At 59.6% G+C, this 14,555-nt stretch carries 14 protein-coding genes; 5 read left to right on the top strand and 9 right to left on the bottom strand.

Annotated elements, in window-relative coordinates; genetic code table 11:
* The first annotated feature begins 144 nt into the window (after nt 1-144).
* Entirely contained in the window at nt 145-1,374 is a 1,230-nt protein-coding gene (gene serA / locus IE038_RS09470) for a phosphoglycerate dehydrogenase (RefSeq protein WP_163939332.1), read from the top strand.
* A gap of 59 nt (nt 1,375-1,433) precedes the next feature.
* On the opposite strand, the gene IE038_RS09475 is transcribed toward serA, so the two are convergent.
* Nucleotides 1,434-1,907 (bottom strand): DUF4399 domain-containing protein, encoded by a 474-nt coding sequence (locus tag IE038_RS09475; RefSeq protein ID WP_189395512.1) that lies wholly within the window; start codon nt 1,905-1,907, stop codon nt 1,434-1,436.
* 231 nt (nt 1,908-2,138) lie between these two features.
* Here IE038_RS09475 and IE038_RS09480 point away from each other — a divergent pair, with 231 nt between their 5' ends.
* Entirely contained in the window at nt 2,139-2,909 is a 771-nt protein-coding gene (locus tag IE038_RS09480) for a transporter substrate-binding domain-containing protein (protein ID WP_163938283.1), read from the top strand.
* Here the strand turns inward: IE038_RS09480 and IE038_RS09485 are convergent.
* Both IE038_RS09485 and IE038_RS09490 read right to left on the bottom strand, forming a co-directional pair.
* Nucleotides 2,906-3,394, bottom strand: a complete 489-nt coding sequence (locus IE038_RS09485; protein ID WP_163938286.1) for a 2-thiouracil desulfurase family protein — start codon at nt 3,392-3,394, stop codon at nt 2,906-2,908. The genes IE038_RS09480 and IE038_RS09485 overlap by 4 nt on opposite strands.
* A 1-nt stretch (nt 3,395) precedes the next feature.
* Nucleotides 3,396-4,028 (bottom strand): 2OG-Fe(II) oxygenase, encoded by a 633-nt coding sequence (locus tag IE038_RS09490; RefSeq protein ID WP_163938289.1) that lies wholly within the window; start codon nt 4,026-4,028, stop codon nt 3,396-3,398.
* A 113-nt stretch (nt 4,029-4,141) separates the two neighbouring features.
* Between IE038_RS09490 and IE038_RS09495 the strand changes: the two genes are divergently transcribed.
* Nucleotides 4,142-4,891 carry a DUF2059 domain-containing protein gene (locus IE038_RS09495; protein ID WP_163938292.1) on the top strand — a complete coding sequence of 250 codons (750 nt, stop codon included), beginning with the start codon at nt 4,142-4,144 and terminating at the stop codon, nt 4,889-4,891.
* On the opposite strand, the gene bipL is transcribed toward IE038_RS09495, so the two are convergent.
* Entirely contained in the window at nt 4,884-5,825 is a 942-nt protein-coding gene (bipL, locus tag IE038_RS09500) for a phospholipase BipL (protein WP_189395513.1), read from the bottom strand. The two genes, IE038_RS09495 and bipL, sit on opposite strands and share 8 nt — an antisense overlap.
* 97 nt (nt 5,826-5,922) lie before the next feature.
* Here bipL and IE038_RS09505 point away from each other — a divergent pair, with 97 nt between their 5' ends.
* Complete coding sequence (locus tag IE038_RS09505; RefSeq protein WP_189395514.1) at nt 5,923-6,492, top strand: DUF6436 domain-containing protein; 570 nt, start codon at nt 5,923-5,925, stop codon at nt 6,490-6,492.
* Nucleotides 6,493-6,612: 120 nt separating this feature from the next.
* Nucleotides 6,613-8,988: a penicillin acylase family protein gene (locus IE038_RS09510; RefSeq protein WP_189395515.1), complete on the top strand. Its 2,376-nt coding sequence runs from the start codon at nt 6,613-6,615 to the stop codon at nt 8,986-8,988.
* Nucleotides 8,989-9,033: 45 nt separating this feature from the next.
* Here IE038_RS09510 and IE038_RS09515 read toward each other — a convergent pair whose 3' ends face one another.
* The 5 genes from IE038_RS09515 to trxA all read right to left on the bottom strand — a co-directional run bounded on the left by IE038_RS09515 (nt 9,034) and on the right by trxA (nt 14,338).
* Entirely contained in the window at nt 9,034-9,681 is a 648-nt protein-coding gene (locus tag IE038_RS09515; RefSeq protein ID WP_163938332.1) for a gamma-glutamylcyclotransferase, read from the bottom strand.
* A 273-nt stretch (nt 9,682-9,954) separates the two neighbouring features.
* Nucleotides 9,955-10,926, bottom strand: a complete 972-nt coding sequence (locus IE038_RS09520; protein WP_163938335.1) for a CDP-6-deoxy-delta-3,4-glucoseen reductase — start codon at nt 10,924-10,926, stop codon at nt 9,955-9,957.
* Nucleotides 10,926-12,392 carry a 4-hydroxy-3-polyprenylbenzoate decarboxylase gene (gene ubiD, locus IE038_RS09525; protein WP_065758019.1) on the bottom strand — a complete coding sequence of 489 codons (1,467 nt, stop codon included), beginning with the start codon at nt 12,390-12,392 and terminating at the stop codon, nt 10,926-10,928. Before ubiD ends, IE038_RS09520 begins: the two co-directional genes overlap by 1 nt.
* 127 nt (nt 12,393-12,519) lie before the next feature.
* On the bottom strand, nt 12,520-13,779 hold the full coding sequence (gene rho / locus IE038_RS09530; RefSeq protein ID WP_065758020.1) for a transcription termination factor Rho: 1,260 nt from the start codon (nt 13,777-13,779) through the stop codon (nt 12,520-12,522).
* Between the two features lie 229 nt (nt 13,780-14,008).
* Nucleotides 14,009-14,338 carry a thioredoxin TrxA gene (trxA, locus tag IE038_RS09535; protein WP_163938338.1) on the bottom strand — a complete coding sequence of 110 codons (330 nt, stop codon included), beginning with the start codon at nt 14,336-14,338 and terminating at the stop codon, nt 14,009-14,011.
* Between the last annotated feature and the right edge of the window lie 217 nt (nt 14,339-14,555).

Below are 14,555 nucleotides of genomic sequence, written 5' to 3' on the forward strand. Positions count from 1 at the left end.
ACCCTGAGGACTCTTCACGTACCAGGGATGGGCGTATCAAGGGGTCGTTATGCTAGCATATGCCCCCCGCTAATCGTGCTTAAGGCCGATCTGCGACAGCTTCTCTTCCCTGCCATTTTTTCTCCGGGACACAGGTTTACGCAGATGAGCAAGACTTCTCTCGATAAGAGCAAGATCAAGTTCCTTCTCCTCGAAGGCGTCCACCAAACTGCCGTGGACGTCCTTAAGGCCGCCGGGTACACCAACATTGAGTACCTCACCGGCTCTCTGCCCGACGCCGATCTGAAGGAAAAGATCGCCGATGCCCACTTCATCGGTATCCGCTCGCGCACTCAATTGACCGAAGAGGTTTTCGACTGCGCCAAGAAACTGGTCGCTGTCGGCTGTTTCTGCATCGGTACCAACCAGGTCGACCTCAATGCGGCCCGTGAGCGCGGTATCGCCGTATTCAACGCACCGTACTCCAACACCCGCTCCGTTGCCGAGCTGGTACTGGCCGAGGCCATCCTGCTGCTGCGCGGCATCCCGGAGAAGAACGCTTCCTGCCACCGTGGTGGCTGGATCAAGAGCGCGGCCAACTCCTTCGAGATCCGTGGCAAGAAACTGGGTATTGTCGGCTACGGCTCGATCGGCACCCAGCTGTCGGTCCTGGCTGAAGGCCTGGGCATGCAGGTTTACTTCTACGACACCATCACCAAGCTGCCACTGGGTAACGCTACTCAGGTGAACAACCTGCACGAGTTGCTGGGCATGTGCGACATCGTCTCGCTGCACGTTCCAGAAACCGCAGCGACTCAATGGATGATCGGCGAGAAGGAAATTCGCGCCATCAAGAAAGGCGGCATCCTGATCAACGCCGCCCGTGGCACCGTGGTCGAACTGGACCACCTGGCTGCCGCGATCAAGGACAAGCACCTGATCGGCGCTGCCATCGACGTGTTCCCGGTGGAGCCACGCTCCAACGATGAAGAGTTCGAAAGCCCGCTGCGCGGCCTGGACAACGTCATCCTGACCCCGCACATCGGTGGTTCCACTGCCGAAGCCCAGGCCAACATCGGCCTGGAAGTGGCCGAGAAGCTGGTCAAGTACAGCGACAACGGTACGTCGGTCTCCTCGGTCAACTTCCCTGAAGTGGCCCTGCCGGCGCACCCAGGCAAGCACCGCCTGCTGCACATCCACGAAAACATCCCGGGCGTCCTCAGCGAGATCAACAAGGTCTTCGCCGAAAACGCCATCAACATCTCCGGTCAGTTCCTGCAGACCAACGAGAAAGTGGGTTACGTGGTGATCGATGTGGATGCCGAGTACTCCGACCTCGCCCAGGAAAAACTGCAACAGATCAAGGGCACTATCCGTTCCCGCGTTCTGTTCTAAGTACCCTGTGGCATAAAAAAGGGAGGCCTTGATGGCCTCCCTTTTTTTGTGTGCCTGTCTTACTTGACGGTCACAGTGATCTTCTTCGACTCGACACTCGGCTTGAATGGCACGTGGAACTTGTCGCCCAACACCAGTTGCAAGGTGTGCTTGCCTGGGGTCAGGGTGATCTGGGTTTCGGTCTGAGCCTTGCCAAAGTGAACAATATGTTCACCTGGCGGCAGCGGCTGGTTGTCGGCCGGCAACACCGTGGCGGGCAGTACCTGATCGGCAGCTGGCTCTTTACTCACGTCGACCAACAGGTGGTGGTGACCGGTGTGCGGGGTATCATCGCCGGCCGGCTTGAGCGCCATGCCCTCGATGCCGAACTTGACGGTAAAGGTCTTGTCCACCGTGGCCCCATCGGCAGGGGACAGAATGGAAACCTTGGCCCCGGCAGGTGGCTCCTGGCTTTTGAGGCCCTCGGCAGCCGCCATAACGGAGACGCCCATCAGCAGACCTGCAATGGCTGCACACGAAATCAGGCTTTTCATTCACTACTCCTGTGATTTACTTCAATAACCGAGGCTGCAAAATAGCGCGGCAACAGCCAGTAACCATAGATCAATTGGAACGATCCGTGTTTGTCTGTCTTCCTACAAAATATTTTGTAGGAAACGTCTAACATCCACCATCAGCCACGGTCCTAGGTGGCGTTCGACCCCGGCAATTGAATAAAGTCGCGGCGAACAGCTCTTCAACTGCCAAATAAAACAGGGGCAACAATGCGTTTGACCATAGGGGTATTGCTTGCAGCCCTGCTCAGTACAGCAGCGCACGCGGAACTGATCGACGACGTTAACGACCGCAACGAACTGCGCATTGCCGTCCAGGCGTCCAACCCACCGTTCAATTTCAAGGACAATGACCAGCTGAGCGGCTTCGAGATCGAACTGGGGCGCGCACTGGCAAATGAGCTGGACGTCAACGCCTCGTTTATCGTGACCGACGCCACCGACCTGATCATGGGCGTGGAAAGCGGCAAGTACGACATCGCCCTCAATCAGATCAGCGCCACCCCTGAGCTCAAGGATCGCCTGGACTTCAGTACGCCCTACAGCTACTCCAGCGCCCAACTTATCGTGCGCAAGGAAGAAAAACGCCCACTGACAACCCTTGAAGCCCTGAAAGGGCACACCCTGGGTTTCGTTCAAGGCAGCCAATTTGCCGAACAGGCGCGCGTCATTGAAGGCGTCGACCTGCGCAGCTACCCGGATACGCACCAGCCCATCAAGGACATGGCCGAGGATCAGATCGACGCGGTCATCAGTGATCGCCTGTTGGTGCCCTATGCCGTACGCGACAGCAAACTGCCCGTCACCGAAGGCGCAACCGTCGGCCCGATCCGTAACCTGGCGATTCCCTTCCAGAAGGGCAACCCGGCCTTCCACAGTGCACTGGACAGCGCACTGCAACGCATCAAGAACGATGGCAGGCTGAGCGCGATGTCGGAAAAGTGGTTTGGAATAGACGCCAGCAAACCGCCGAAGCCTTAAGCCTCGAGCGCATTCAATGCCTGTAATGCGGCGTCCAGCTGCAGTTCGCTGAAGACCTGAACGCCCTCACGGCGCAGCAGTGCCGTGGTGACCCCTTCGCCCGGCACCTTGAGGCCACTGAACGTACCGTCATAGACCTGGACATTGCCGCAGGAGGGGCTGCCGGACTTGAGCACGGCAATGCGGATACCGTGTTGCCGTACCAGCTGCAACGCCTGCTCGGCACCGGCCAGGAATACCGCACTGACATCCTCGCCATCGACATTCACCACCGCTACACGCCCCTCAAGTACTGCAGCCCCCTGGCCTCCGGGGATTTCCGCAGGTGGCCGTGGGGTCGGCAAGCCGCCCGCCACTTCAGGGCACAAGGGCACTACACGACCTTGCCGTTGCCATTGCTGCAGACAATCCGGATGCCCGCTGGCACGACCGTCATAACGCACCGGTTGACCGAGCAGGCAGGCACTGACCAACACCTTGTGCATGTCAGAAAGGCTCGTTGCCGCGCCGGCGGAACCAACCAGTCAGGGACAGGCGATCGCGATTGGCCGGCAGTACCTCATGGGGAATATCCCCGGAGAGGAACACCACCAGACAACCGCCGGTTGGCTGTACATCGTGTTCGACACCGCCCTGAAGGCTCATACGCAGTTGCCCGCCGTTCTCTGGCAACCACGCCTCATTGAGGTAAATAATCGCCGACACCGTGCGTCGGTCATCGTCGCGGAAGCGATCCAGGTGCTGACGATAGAACGCCCCCGGCGGATAGAACGCAAAATGGCACTCGAAATCCTCAAGCCCGAGGAACAGACCGCGATTGATTGCTTCGCGCAGACTATTCATCACCGCCAGATACTGATCGCAGGCCTCGGATTCACCAGGCTCGATCCACTGAATTTGATCACCGCGAATGCCCTCGCGAACCTCCTGGGTAGCACCGCGCCCAACCGCAGCCGGGGCCAGGTCGCCCTCGGCCTCGCGCTTGCGACACTCAGCCGCCAGCGCCCGCGTCAGGGCTTCTGGCAGGAAGATGTTTTGCTGCGACCAGCCATGAGTGGCCAGATCATCGACAATACGTAACAACAGAGGGTGATCAGAAGGTATGTGCATGGCGCGCATAGTATCTATCTGCCAAAAAAATCGACAGCGCCACTTGGCTGACAGAACACATCGTGTCTCGACAAAGGCCCGCCAAGGCAAGGACAATAGCGCTCTGCCGACAGGAGTCTTTAATGCGTCGTTTGTTTTTTCTGCTGCTATTGAGCTGCACCATGCCTGTCTGGGCAGACAGCCTCGACCAACTCTACAAGGTCGCCGGCTGGCCTGAGCAGCGCGCCCATTTTACTGATGCCCTGGATGCTGCACAGCAGCGCTACCAAAACAGCTTGCCGCCTGCGGTGTTTCAGGCGTTGGTGAACAACAGCAACCAGCGCTTCGAGCCAAAGGCCGTAGATGCACGTGCCGAAGCCCAGTTGCGCACCAACCTGAGCAATCCGGCACCGGCCCTGGCGTTTTTCCAGTCACCGCTTGGGCGCAAGATCGTCGCCGCCGAGCTACTGGCCACCCGTCGCGACCAGTTGGCCAAGAATGCCAAGGGTTTGCCGCGCATTCAGGCCAGCGATACCCGCCTGCTGATCATTGGTCACCTGGCCAAGGCCCTGCCAGCTCGCGAAGCCGGCGCCGAAGTGAGCCTGGCAATTGCTGGCGTGGCGGCGGACAGCCTCAGTCAGATGATCCCGGGATTGCTCGGTGGTGGTCAGGCTCAGGGCGTGCTGGATGGCCAGCGCACACGGTTAATGGAACAGATCGGCAACGACCTGAACAACACCCTGCTCTACGTCTATCGCGACCTGTCGGACCCGGAGCTGGAAGAATTTGCCAGCTTCGCCGAGTCCGCAGAAGGTCAGGCCTACTACAAGGCCGCCCTGGCGGCGATCCGGGCCGGTCTTGCCGTCGGCCAGAACAGCGCCGACCTCAAGTAAGGTGCTCACCAAGAAACGCGAAGTAGCGCTGGCGAATTGTCGGCAGTTCATTGGCCAGGTGGTGTCGCGCCTCGGGTAGCATCAATACCTGGGGTTGCGCGAACTTCTCCCGCAATACCAGCAGGTTGTGCGGCCAGTCGACAGTCATGTCCGACTGCCCCTGGATGATCAGGGGCCGACGCGTACTCGGCGGTGCCGCCTCGATGCGTTTGACCCACTTGATCAGCGCACCGACCCAGGCCGTGGGCAAGCGCCTTGGTTGCAAGGGGTCTGCCAGCAGAAATGGCAGGAACGTCGGGTCGTTGGTGTTCTCGCTGAAACGCCGCTCGATCCCCTTCACGAACGGTCGCAGCAGGTAATAGCTGAACCTCGACCAGCCCCAGGCACGCGGCCGCACCAAGGGTGCCAGTAAAATCACCCGGCCCTGGATCGGGCTGTCATCACCATGATTCAGCACGTGGTCGATCACGATGGCCCCGCCCGTGCTCTGCCCGCACAGGTGCCAGGGCTGCGGCAGGCCCAGCTCGGTCGCTTGCGCGAACAAAGCCTGGAGTACCTTCTGGTACACCGCAAAATCATCAATGCTGGCCCGCTCGCCACTGGATAGGCCATGACCCGGCAGATCACAGGCAATCACGCTGAAACCCTGGTCCAGGGCCCAGTCGATGACATGCCGATACAAGCCCATATGGTCGTAGAAGCCATGCAACAAAATCAAAGTCGCCACCGGGGTCGGCGCCAACCACACCTGACCCACCACCTCGAAGCCCGCTACCTGAAAACGCCCCAACCAGCGCTCTACCGGCACCGGGCGCATCGGCAGGTCCAGGCCGTAGAAGCGCTGATATGCCTGCGCCTGTGCTGACAATGGCTGGCGAGCCGATAGCGGCTGCAGGCTGGCGCGCAAAGCGTCTGGCTGGAACGGAGCGGACATAGCGGGCATCCAGACACCAAATCAAAGGATTGATCCACGATATTCATCTGTCGGCAGCGGCATGGCAAGCTATGCGCCCTTTTGTGGACCCATGGATATGCCTCGACCACGTGGAAAAACGCTGTTAGCCGGCCTGACCTTGCTGTTGTGCGCGGCCACCCTGTGGTGGGCCTATGACAGTTTCCAGAGTCGCTACCTGCGCACCTTCGACAACCAGACCGCGCTGTTCTCCGGTGACAACCTGCAACTGCCCGCCGACCTCGCCGGCCCCGGGCCGATCCGCGTGGTGCACTTCTGGGACCCGGCCTGCCCGTGCAATGTTGGCAACCAGCAGCACCTGAGTGAGCTGATCGGTCACTTTTCGCCTCAAGGTGTAGTCTTCTATGCGGTACAGAAACCTGGCAGCCATGGCCAACTCCCGCCCAACCTGAGCGCCCTGAAGCCCTTGCCAACACTGCCCGGCGCCGAACACCTACCTGCCAGCCCAGCAGTGGCGATCTGGGACCAAGCCGGCAAACTGGCCTATTTCGGCCCCTACAGCGAAGGTGCAACCTGCAACTCAGGCAACAGTTTTATCGAACCCATTCTGGACGCCCTGAGCCAGGGACGGTCGGTCAGTGCCACGCATACCTTGGCCGTCGGTTGCTACTGCCCATGGGCTGACTAGCACCCGATTGATTTCACACCCACGCGTTGCCGATGGGTTACGTTTGCAGCATCTATCCTCAGTCCGAAAACCGAGGTTCCAGTCGTTGGAAAGATCGTACGCCTCACACAAGGAGTCTCGATGAAACGCAGCCTGAGCGTGCTCGCCGTCACCCTCGCAGCACTGGCCGCCGGTGGTTTCTGGTATGTGCAGAGCAAATTGCCGCAGCGTGAGGGCGAGGTCACCCTGCCCAACCTGCAAGCCCCCGTCAGCGTACGCTACGATGCCCGCGGCGTACCGCACATACAGGCGCGCAACGAGACTGACCTGTACCGCGCACTGGGCTACGTACACGCCCAGGACCGTCTGTTCCAGATGGAGATCATGCGTCGCCTGGCCAGAGGTGAACTGGCCGAGATTCTCGGCCCCAAACTGGTGCCGACCGACACCCTGTTCCGCAGCCTGCGCATCCGTGACCAGGCCGAGCTGATGGTGGCTCGCCAGGATAAGCAATCGCCCGCCTGGATAGCCCTGCAAGCCTACCTGGACGGCGTGAACGCCTGGCAGGCCTCGCACCCTGAACCGGTGGAGTTCGACGTGCTAGGCATCACGCCACGCCCCTTCACGGCGCAAGACACCCTGAGCATCGCCGGCTACATGGCCTACAGCTTTGCCGCCGCCTTCAGAACCGAACCGGTGCTTACCTACATCCGCGACCAACTGGGCCCGGAGTACCTGAACATATTTGACCTGGATTGGCACCCCGAAGGCGCAGTACAGGCCGCGCCGAAATTAGCGGCCGCCGACTGGCAAAGCCTCAATCTGCTAGCCCAGCGCAGCCAGCAGGCACTGTTTGACGCAGGCATACCGCAATTTGAAGGCAGTAACGCCTGGGCGGTGGCCGGTAACCACACCCGTAGCGGTATGCCGCTGCTGGCAGGTGACCCGCATATCAGCTTTGCCGTGCCGGCCGTGTGGTATGAAGCCGAGCTGTCCGCACCCGGCTTCAATCTGTACGGCTACCATCAGGCACTGAATCCGTTCGCCTCGCTGGGACACAATCGTGAGTTCGGCTGGAGCTTGACCATGTTCCAGAACGACGATCTCGACTTGATCGCCGAGCAGGTCAACCCGGCAAAGCCTGATGAGGTTCGTATCAAGGGTCAGTGGCAGTCACTGAGGCGCAGCGAAGAGCAGATCCTGGTCAAGGGTGAAAAACCGGTTACCCTCACGCTCCGTAGCTCACCGCACGGTCCAATCGTCAACGACGTGCTGGGCAAGACCGCCAGCACAACGCCGATCGCCATGTGGTGGACGTTTCTCGATAGTGAGAACCCGATACTGGACGGTTTCTACGAAATCAACCGCGCCAACACCCGAGAAAAAATGCGCAGTGCGGCCGCGAAGATCCACGCCCCTGGCCTGAACCTGGTCTGGGCCAATGCCCGCGGCGACATCGGCTGGTGGGCGGCCGCCCGGTTACCGATCCGTCCGGAGGGCGTCAACCCGACATTCATCCTCGATGGCAGCAGCACACAAGCCGACAAACTCGGTTTCTATCCGTTCAGCGCCAACCCACAACAGGAAAACCCAGCCAGCGGTTACATCGTCTCGGCCAACGCCCAACCACAGTCACCGACCGGCATGCCCATTCCCGGCTATTACAACCTGGCCGACCGAGGCCAACAGTTGGCCCATCACCTCGCAACCGATCAGGTCCAATGGGATATACACAATAGCCAGGCGCTGCAGTTAGGCACCACCACCGGCTATGGCCCGCGTACCCTCGCACCGCTGTTGTCGGTGCTGCGAGAGGTGGCCGAAGGCGAACAGGAAAAGGAGCTGGTCGAGCAACTGGCCGCCTGGCCTGGCGACTACCCACTGGACTCGATCAGCGCCACCGTGTTCAACCAGTTCCTCTATGAACTGAGCCGTGCGGCCCTGCACGATGAACTGGGCGATCCATGGTTTGACACCCTGATCTCGACCCGTGTGATTGATGCAGCCCTACCGCGCCTGGCAGCCGACCCAGACTCGCCGTGGTGGGAGCAACGAGGCAGCAATAAACATGGCAACCGCAAGGATGTCGTTGCCCAAGCCTGGCGCAACAGCCTGGCGCACCTGCGCAAAACCCTTGGCGAAGACCCGGCAAGCTGGCAGTGGGGCAAAGCGCATACCTTGACCCACGGTCACCCGCTGGGCCAGCAGAAACCGCTGGACAGGCTGTTCAACGTCGGGCCTTTCAATGCCCCTGGCAGCCATGAGGTGCCGAACAACTTCTCGGCGAAGATCGGCCCGGCACCATGGCCGGTGACCTATGGCCCCTCGACACGTCGCCTGATCGACTTTGCCGATGCCGGACAGTCCCTGAGCATCAACCCGGTTGGGCAAAGTGGTGTGCTGTTCGATACCCACTACGCCGACCAGGCTCGAGACTACATGGACGGAAAATACCAGCGGGCGCAAATGGGGGTGATCCCGGCGAAGAGCATATTGCACCTGACACCCGAGCCCTGACAGCCCTGCGGCCAGCAAATCTGCCGAGGCCAGCCTTGCTGGCCTCTACACCTCGCGGGAATGACAGCGACGAAACCGTGCTTCCAGATTGCGATCGGGCATGGCATGGCTACGCAGGGCGTTCAGGGTCTGCTCGACATAGTCGCGGGTGCTGCCATAACGTCCCTTGGCCTGGGCAAAGATCTGACTGAGCAACGTATCCGGCAGATTGCCGGCGTAACACGGCAAGTGCCGCTCCAGGACAAAACCCAGCGCCTGCACCTTGCTGCCGTCATCCAACCGACAACTCAGCCAATGCGGCCGATAGGCCGGATAGGGCATTTCACGCTGCCAGAGCGCCAGCAACGAATCGTGCAGATGCGCTTCCGGCAGACGATAGGCAAACCCGCTGCAGGAACCGCCACGGTCCAGGCCAAAGACCAGCCCGGGACACTCCGGCGTGCCACGGTGTTCATGGGACCATAGATAGAGGCCACGATGATAACCATGCACCCGCGCCCGACGACGCTCCTCGGCGGAGCACTCCGGGCGCCAGATCAACGAGCCGTAGGCAAACAGCCAGACCGGTCCCCCTTGATGCAAGGCCATGGTGCGATGAACCGAGTGCAGAAGTTGCTCTTGAGTCAATTGCGACCCGAAATCAAGCAAGGGAGGATATGCCACATTCAGAGATGCAGTTTCAATTGCCGACATAGTCGTCGCCAGAATTCCCCGTGAGTTAGTTACATAACTCACTCTAAAACAAATACACAGTCCGTGCAGTTACCGTACGGCAGGTGGCCCAGGAAAAACAAGCCCATGAACGGCCTGAACAGGCCGTTTCACGCGTGTTTCAGCAAGTAATGGCTGACACTTGCAAGTGCCGCGAAAGTTAATTTCAGCACCTGCAACAATGGCCACTCATAATGAAAATCAACCCTGACGGTTCGTTAGTTCGGCGCGCTGTTGCGGCGCGCCTTAATCCTGTTAGCCATTTCGCGGGGCATAAGCGAAGACATCGGCACGCATTTGATGCGCATCCATGCCTGCACTGACCAGGGCATCGAGCGTGGCATAGATCATGGCCGGCGAACCGCTGGCATAAACCTGCACCGAAGACAGCTCGGTAATGTCTTCACACACGGCTTCATGCAACAGGCCGCAGCGCCCTTCCCAGCCACACAGGTCACTGACCACCTTGTGCAGGTACAGGTTGGGTAGCTGCTGCCACTCATCCCAGTGCTCAAGTGAATAAAAGTCTTCCGGACGACGCACGCCCCAGTACAGGTGCACCGGGTACTTGAAACCTTGCGCGCGGCAATGCTCGATCAGGCTGTGCATCTGCGCCATGCCAGTGCCCGCAGCGATCAGCACCAGCGGGCCCTCCGGCAGCTCGGCCAGGTGTGTATCACCGAACGGTAATTCGACACGGGCGATGCCTTGGCGCTGCAGTTGGTCAATCAGTGCGCGCGCACTGTTTTCACGGGCCAGCACGTGTAATTCCAGGTCACGCCCACGATGCGGTGCCGAAGCGAGGGAAAAGGCCGATTTCTCGCCATTTTCCCGCTCGATCATCAGGTACTGCCCTGCATGATAGCGCGGGGGTTTTCCAGCCGGCGCACGCAGGCGCACCCGCCAGACGTCACCGCCAAGCGCAACGCACTCACTCACCTGGCAAGCCAGCTTGCGCACCGGCAGCTCGCCCAGCGCCAACACACCGTCCCAGAGCAAGGTGCAATCCTCAAGGGGTTCGGCAATACAGGTGAACAGTTCGCCGTGATCACGCACCTGACCTTCCTGGCGCACGCGACCGTCAACCAGCAGCGCGGCGCAGACATGGCAGTTGCCATTGCGACAGCTCTGTGGGCAGTCGTAGCCGAGACGCTGCGCCGCTTCCAGAATCCGTTCTCCGGGCTTGATCGTCAATACCGCCCCGGAAGGCTGCAACGTTACCTGCATCAGTCTATTCCCAACTGGTTCCACAACTCATCGATTCGCCGTGTGACAGCCTCATCCTTGACGATGACGCGGCCCCACTCGCGGGTGGTCTCGCCTGGCCACTTATGGGTCGCGTCCAGGCCCATCTTCGAACCCAACCCGGAGATCGGCGAGGCGAAATCCAGATAATCGATTGGCGTGTTGTCGATCATCACCGTATCGCGCTTGGGGTCCATGCGCGTGGTGATGGCCCAGATCACGTCATTCCAGTCGCGGGCATTGATGTCATCATCAGTGACGATAACGAATTTGGTGTACATGAACTGTCGCAAAAACGACCACACACCCAGCATCACCCGCTTGGCATGCCCCGGATACTGCTTCTTCATGGTGACCACGGCCATGCGGTAGGAACAGCCTTCCGGCGGCAGGTAGAAGTCGGTGATCTCTGGAAACTGCTTTTGCAGGATTGGTACGAAGACTTCGTTGAGCGCCACCCCGAGAATCGCAGGCTCATCCGGCGGCCGCCCGGTGTAAGTGCTGTGGTAGATCGGCTTGGTCCGGTGGGTAATTCGCTCGACGGTGAACACCGGGAAGCTGTCCACCTCGTTGTAATAGCCCGTATGGTCGCCATAGGGGCCTTCCGGCGCCATTTCGCCGGGATGAATCACCCCCTCCAGGATGATCTCGGCACTCGCAGGTACCTGCAGGTCGCTGCCACGGCACTTGACCAGTTCGGTGCGGTTGCCCCGCAACAGGCCGGCAAAGGCGTATTCGGAGAGGGTATCAGGCACAGGGGTCACGGCGCCCAGGATGGTTGCCGGGTCAGCCCCCAGGGCCACTGCCACCGGGAATGGTTTACCCGGGTTCTTCTCGCACCACTCACGGTAGTCGAGCGCGCCACCACGGTGGCTCAACCAGCGCATGATGACCTTGTTGCGGCCAATCACCTGCTGACGATAGATACCGAGGTTCTGGCGATCCTTGTTAGGGCCGCGGGTAACCGTCAAGCCCCAGGTAATCAGCGGCGCGACGTCTCCCGGCCAGCACGTCTGTACCGGCAGCATGCCCAGGTCGACATCGTCACCCTCAATGACCACCTCTTGGCAGACGGCGTCCTTGACGACTTTCGGCGCCATCGACACGACCTTCTTGAAGATCGGCAGTTTCGACCAGGCGTCCTTCAATCCTTTCGGCGGTTCTGGCTCCTTGAGGAAAGCCAGCAACTTGCCGATTTCGCGCAGCTCGCTAACTGACTCGGCACCCATGCCCATGGCCACGCGTTCAGGTGTACCGAACAGGTTGCCGAGCACCGGAATGTCATGCCCGGTAGGACGCTCGAAGAGCAGTGCCGGACCTTTGGCACGCAGGGTGCGGTCACAGACTTCGGTCATTTCCAGGACAGGAGAAATCGGAACCTGGATGCGCTTGAGTTCGCCGCGCTGTTCCAGACCACGGATAAAGTCGCGCAAATCGCGATACTGCATGCGTAAGCCTCGTGTTGGCCGTACCGGACGGGGTGGCAAAGTGTAGCCTCATACCCGGTCAGCCAGAATAGCCAATGTGCAGATAGCAAAAAGCCGGGTTTCCCCGGCTCTTGCGACCTGCTCGATTTTACTTGCGTTTCATCGAGAGGAAGAACTCGTCGTTGGTCTTGGTCTGCTTGAGCTTGTCGATCAAGAACTCAATGGCCGCGACTTCGTCCATCGGGTGCAGCAGCTTGCGCAGGATCCACATACGCTGCAGTTCGTCGTCGGCAGTCAGCAGCTCTTCGCGGCGAGTACCGGAACGGTTGATGTTGATGGCCGGGAAGACGCGTTTTTCGGCGATCTTGCGGTCCAGAGGCAGTTCCATGTTACCGGTGCCCTTGAACTCTTCGTAGATCACTTCATCCATCTTCGAACCGGTTTCAACCAGCGCGGTAGCGATGATGGTCAGCGAACCGCCTTCCTCGATGTTACGCGCAGCACCGAAGAAACGCTTTGGCTTCTCCAGGGCGTGGGCATCGACACCACCGGTCAGAACCTTGCCGGAGCTCGGAATGACGGTGTTGTAGGCACGGGCCAGACGGGTGATGGAGTCGAGCAGGATGACTACATCCTTCTTGTGCTCAACCAGGCGCTTGGCCTTCTCGATCACCATTTCAGCCACTTGCACGTGGCGGGTTGGCGGCTCGTCGAAGGTCGAGGCAACCACTTCGCCGCGCACAGTGCGCTGCATCTCGGTCACTTCTTCCGGGCGCTCGTCGATCAGCAGGACGATCAGGTGGCACTCGGGGTTGTTACGGGTAATGTTGGCCGCGATGTTCTGCAACATGATGGTCTTGCCCGCTTTCGGCGGAGCGACGATCAGGCCGCGCTGACCTTTACCGATTGGCGCGCAAAGGTCGATGACCCGGCCAGTAAGGTCTTCGGTGGAACCGTTACCGGCTTCCATCTTCAGGCGCACGTTCGGGAACAACGGCGTCAGGTTTTCAAACAGGATCTTGTTCTTCGCGTTTTCTGGACGGTCGAAGTTGATGGTGTCGACTTTCAACAGTGCGAAGTAACGCTCGCCTTCTTTCGGTGGACGGATCTTGCCAACGATGGTGTCGCCGGTCCGCAGGTTGAAACGGCGGATCTGGCTAGGCGAGACATAGATATCGTCGGGGCCGGCCAGGTAAGAGGCGTCCGCCGAACGCAGGAAACCGAAACCGTCCTGGAGGATCTCCAGCACGCCATCACCGGAGATTTCCTCGCCGCTTTTCGCATGCTTTTTCAACAGGGAGAAAATCACATCTTGCTTGCGCGAACGGGCCATATTTTCTATGCCCATCTGTTCGGCCATTTCGAGCAGATCGGTAATCGGCTTTTGCTTGAGTTCAGTCAGGTTCATAAGGGGAGTGACGTAATCATGTAAGAAGGGAGAATTAAGCTTCTGGCTTAATGAAGCCGCGCCGCAAAGAAGGCGACAGGATCGCGTACTGATTCGAATTGGGGATGCGTCGGCGACGGCGTGCAGAGGGCACCGAAGAAACAGTGCGAGGCCGAATGTACCACCTGCATTTTCTGGCGTCTAGTCACCAGACAAAGAAAAGCCCCGACAAATGCGGGGCTTTTTTGACTCAGATATTGGCGTCCAGGAAAGCCGCCAGCTGAGATTTCGACAGTGCGCCGACCTTGGTGGCCTCGACGTTACCGTTCTTGAACAGCATCAGGGTAGGAATACCACGTACGCCGTGCTTGGCTGGTGTTTCCTGGTTTTCGTCGATGTTCAGCTTGGCGACGGTCAGTTTGCCCTGATAAGTGGCGGCGATGTCGTCCAGCACTGGAGCGATCATTTTGCAAGGGCCGCACCATTCAGCCCAGTAGTCCACCAACACTGGGCCTTCAGCTTTCAGCACTTCCTGCTCGAAGCTGGCGTCAGTGACGTGTTTGATAAGATCGCTGCTCATGGAAGTCTCCAAGGTCGTAAGCTAAAAAACGTCGCCCATCATAGCCGTCCAAATGGCGGACAGGAAGTCGCGGGCGATTGAGTGTAACTATAGTTGTGGATGACTTTGCATATCGATCTGTCACAACAACGTCACATTCCTTTGTGCAACCTGCGCCATATCAAGCCTTCCTACACTGCGCGTTGGCGTCAGCGATGGATCATGTCAGGATTGGCGG

Source organism: Pseudomonas laurentiana, assembly GCF_014648275.1.
Lineage (GTDB): Bacteria > Pseudomonadota > Gammaproteobacteria > Pseudomonadales > Pseudomonadaceae > Aquipseudomonas > Aquipseudomonas laurentiana.

Coding starts and splice junctions, on each gene's coding strand:
- bipL (WP_189395513.1), bottom strand. CDS start 5,825: ATGTCCGCTCCGTTCCAGCCAGACGCTTTGCGCGCCAGCCTGCAGCCG.
- IE038_RS09510 (WP_189395515.1), top strand. CDS start 6,613: ATGAAACGCAGCCTGAGCGTGCTCGCCGTCACCCTCGCAGCACTGGCC.
- serA (WP_163939332.1), top strand. CDS start 145: ATGAGCAAGACTTCTCTCGATAAGAGCAAGATCAAGTTCCTTCTCCTC.
- ubiD (WP_065758019.1), bottom strand. CDS start 12,392: ATGCAGTATCGCGATTTGCGCGACTTTATCCGTGGTCTGGAACAGCGC.
- IE038_RS09485 (WP_163938286.1), bottom strand. CDS start 3,394: ATGCACAAGGTGTTGGTCAGTGCCTGCCTGCTCGGTCAACCGGTGCGT.
- IE038_RS09495 (WP_163938292.1), top strand. CDS start 4,142: ATGCGTCGTTTGTTTTTTCTGCTGCTATTGAGCTGCACCATGCCTGTC.
- IE038_RS09520 (WP_163938335.1), bottom strand. CDS start 10,926: ATGCAGGTAACGTTGCAGCCTTCCGGGGCGGTATTGACGATCAAGCCC.
- IE038_RS09475 (WP_189395512.1), bottom strand. CDS start 1,907: ATGAAAAGCCTGATTTCGTGTGCAGCCATTGCAGGTCTGCTGATGGGC.
- IE038_RS09480 (WP_163938283.1), top strand. CDS start 2,139: ATGCGTTTGACCATAGGGGTATTGCTTGCAGCCCTGCTCAGTACAGCA.
- rho (WP_065758020.1), bottom strand. CDS start 13,779: ATGAACCTGACTGAACTCAAGCAAAAGCCGATTACCGATCTGCTCGAA.
- IE038_RS09515 (WP_163938332.1), bottom strand. CDS start 9,681: ATGTCGGCAATTGAAACTGCATCTCTGAATGTGGCATATCCTCCCTTG.
- IE038_RS09505 (WP_189395514.1), top strand. CDS start 5,923: ATGCCTCGACCACGTGGAAAAACGCTGTTAGCCGGCCTGACCTTGCTG.
- trxA (WP_163938338.1), bottom strand. CDS start 14,338: ATGAGCAGCGATCTTATCAAACACGTCACTGACGCCAGCTTCGAGCAG.
- IE038_RS09490 (WP_163938289.1), bottom strand. CDS start 4,028: ATGCGCGCCATGCACATACCTTCTGATCACCCTCTGTTGTTACGTATT.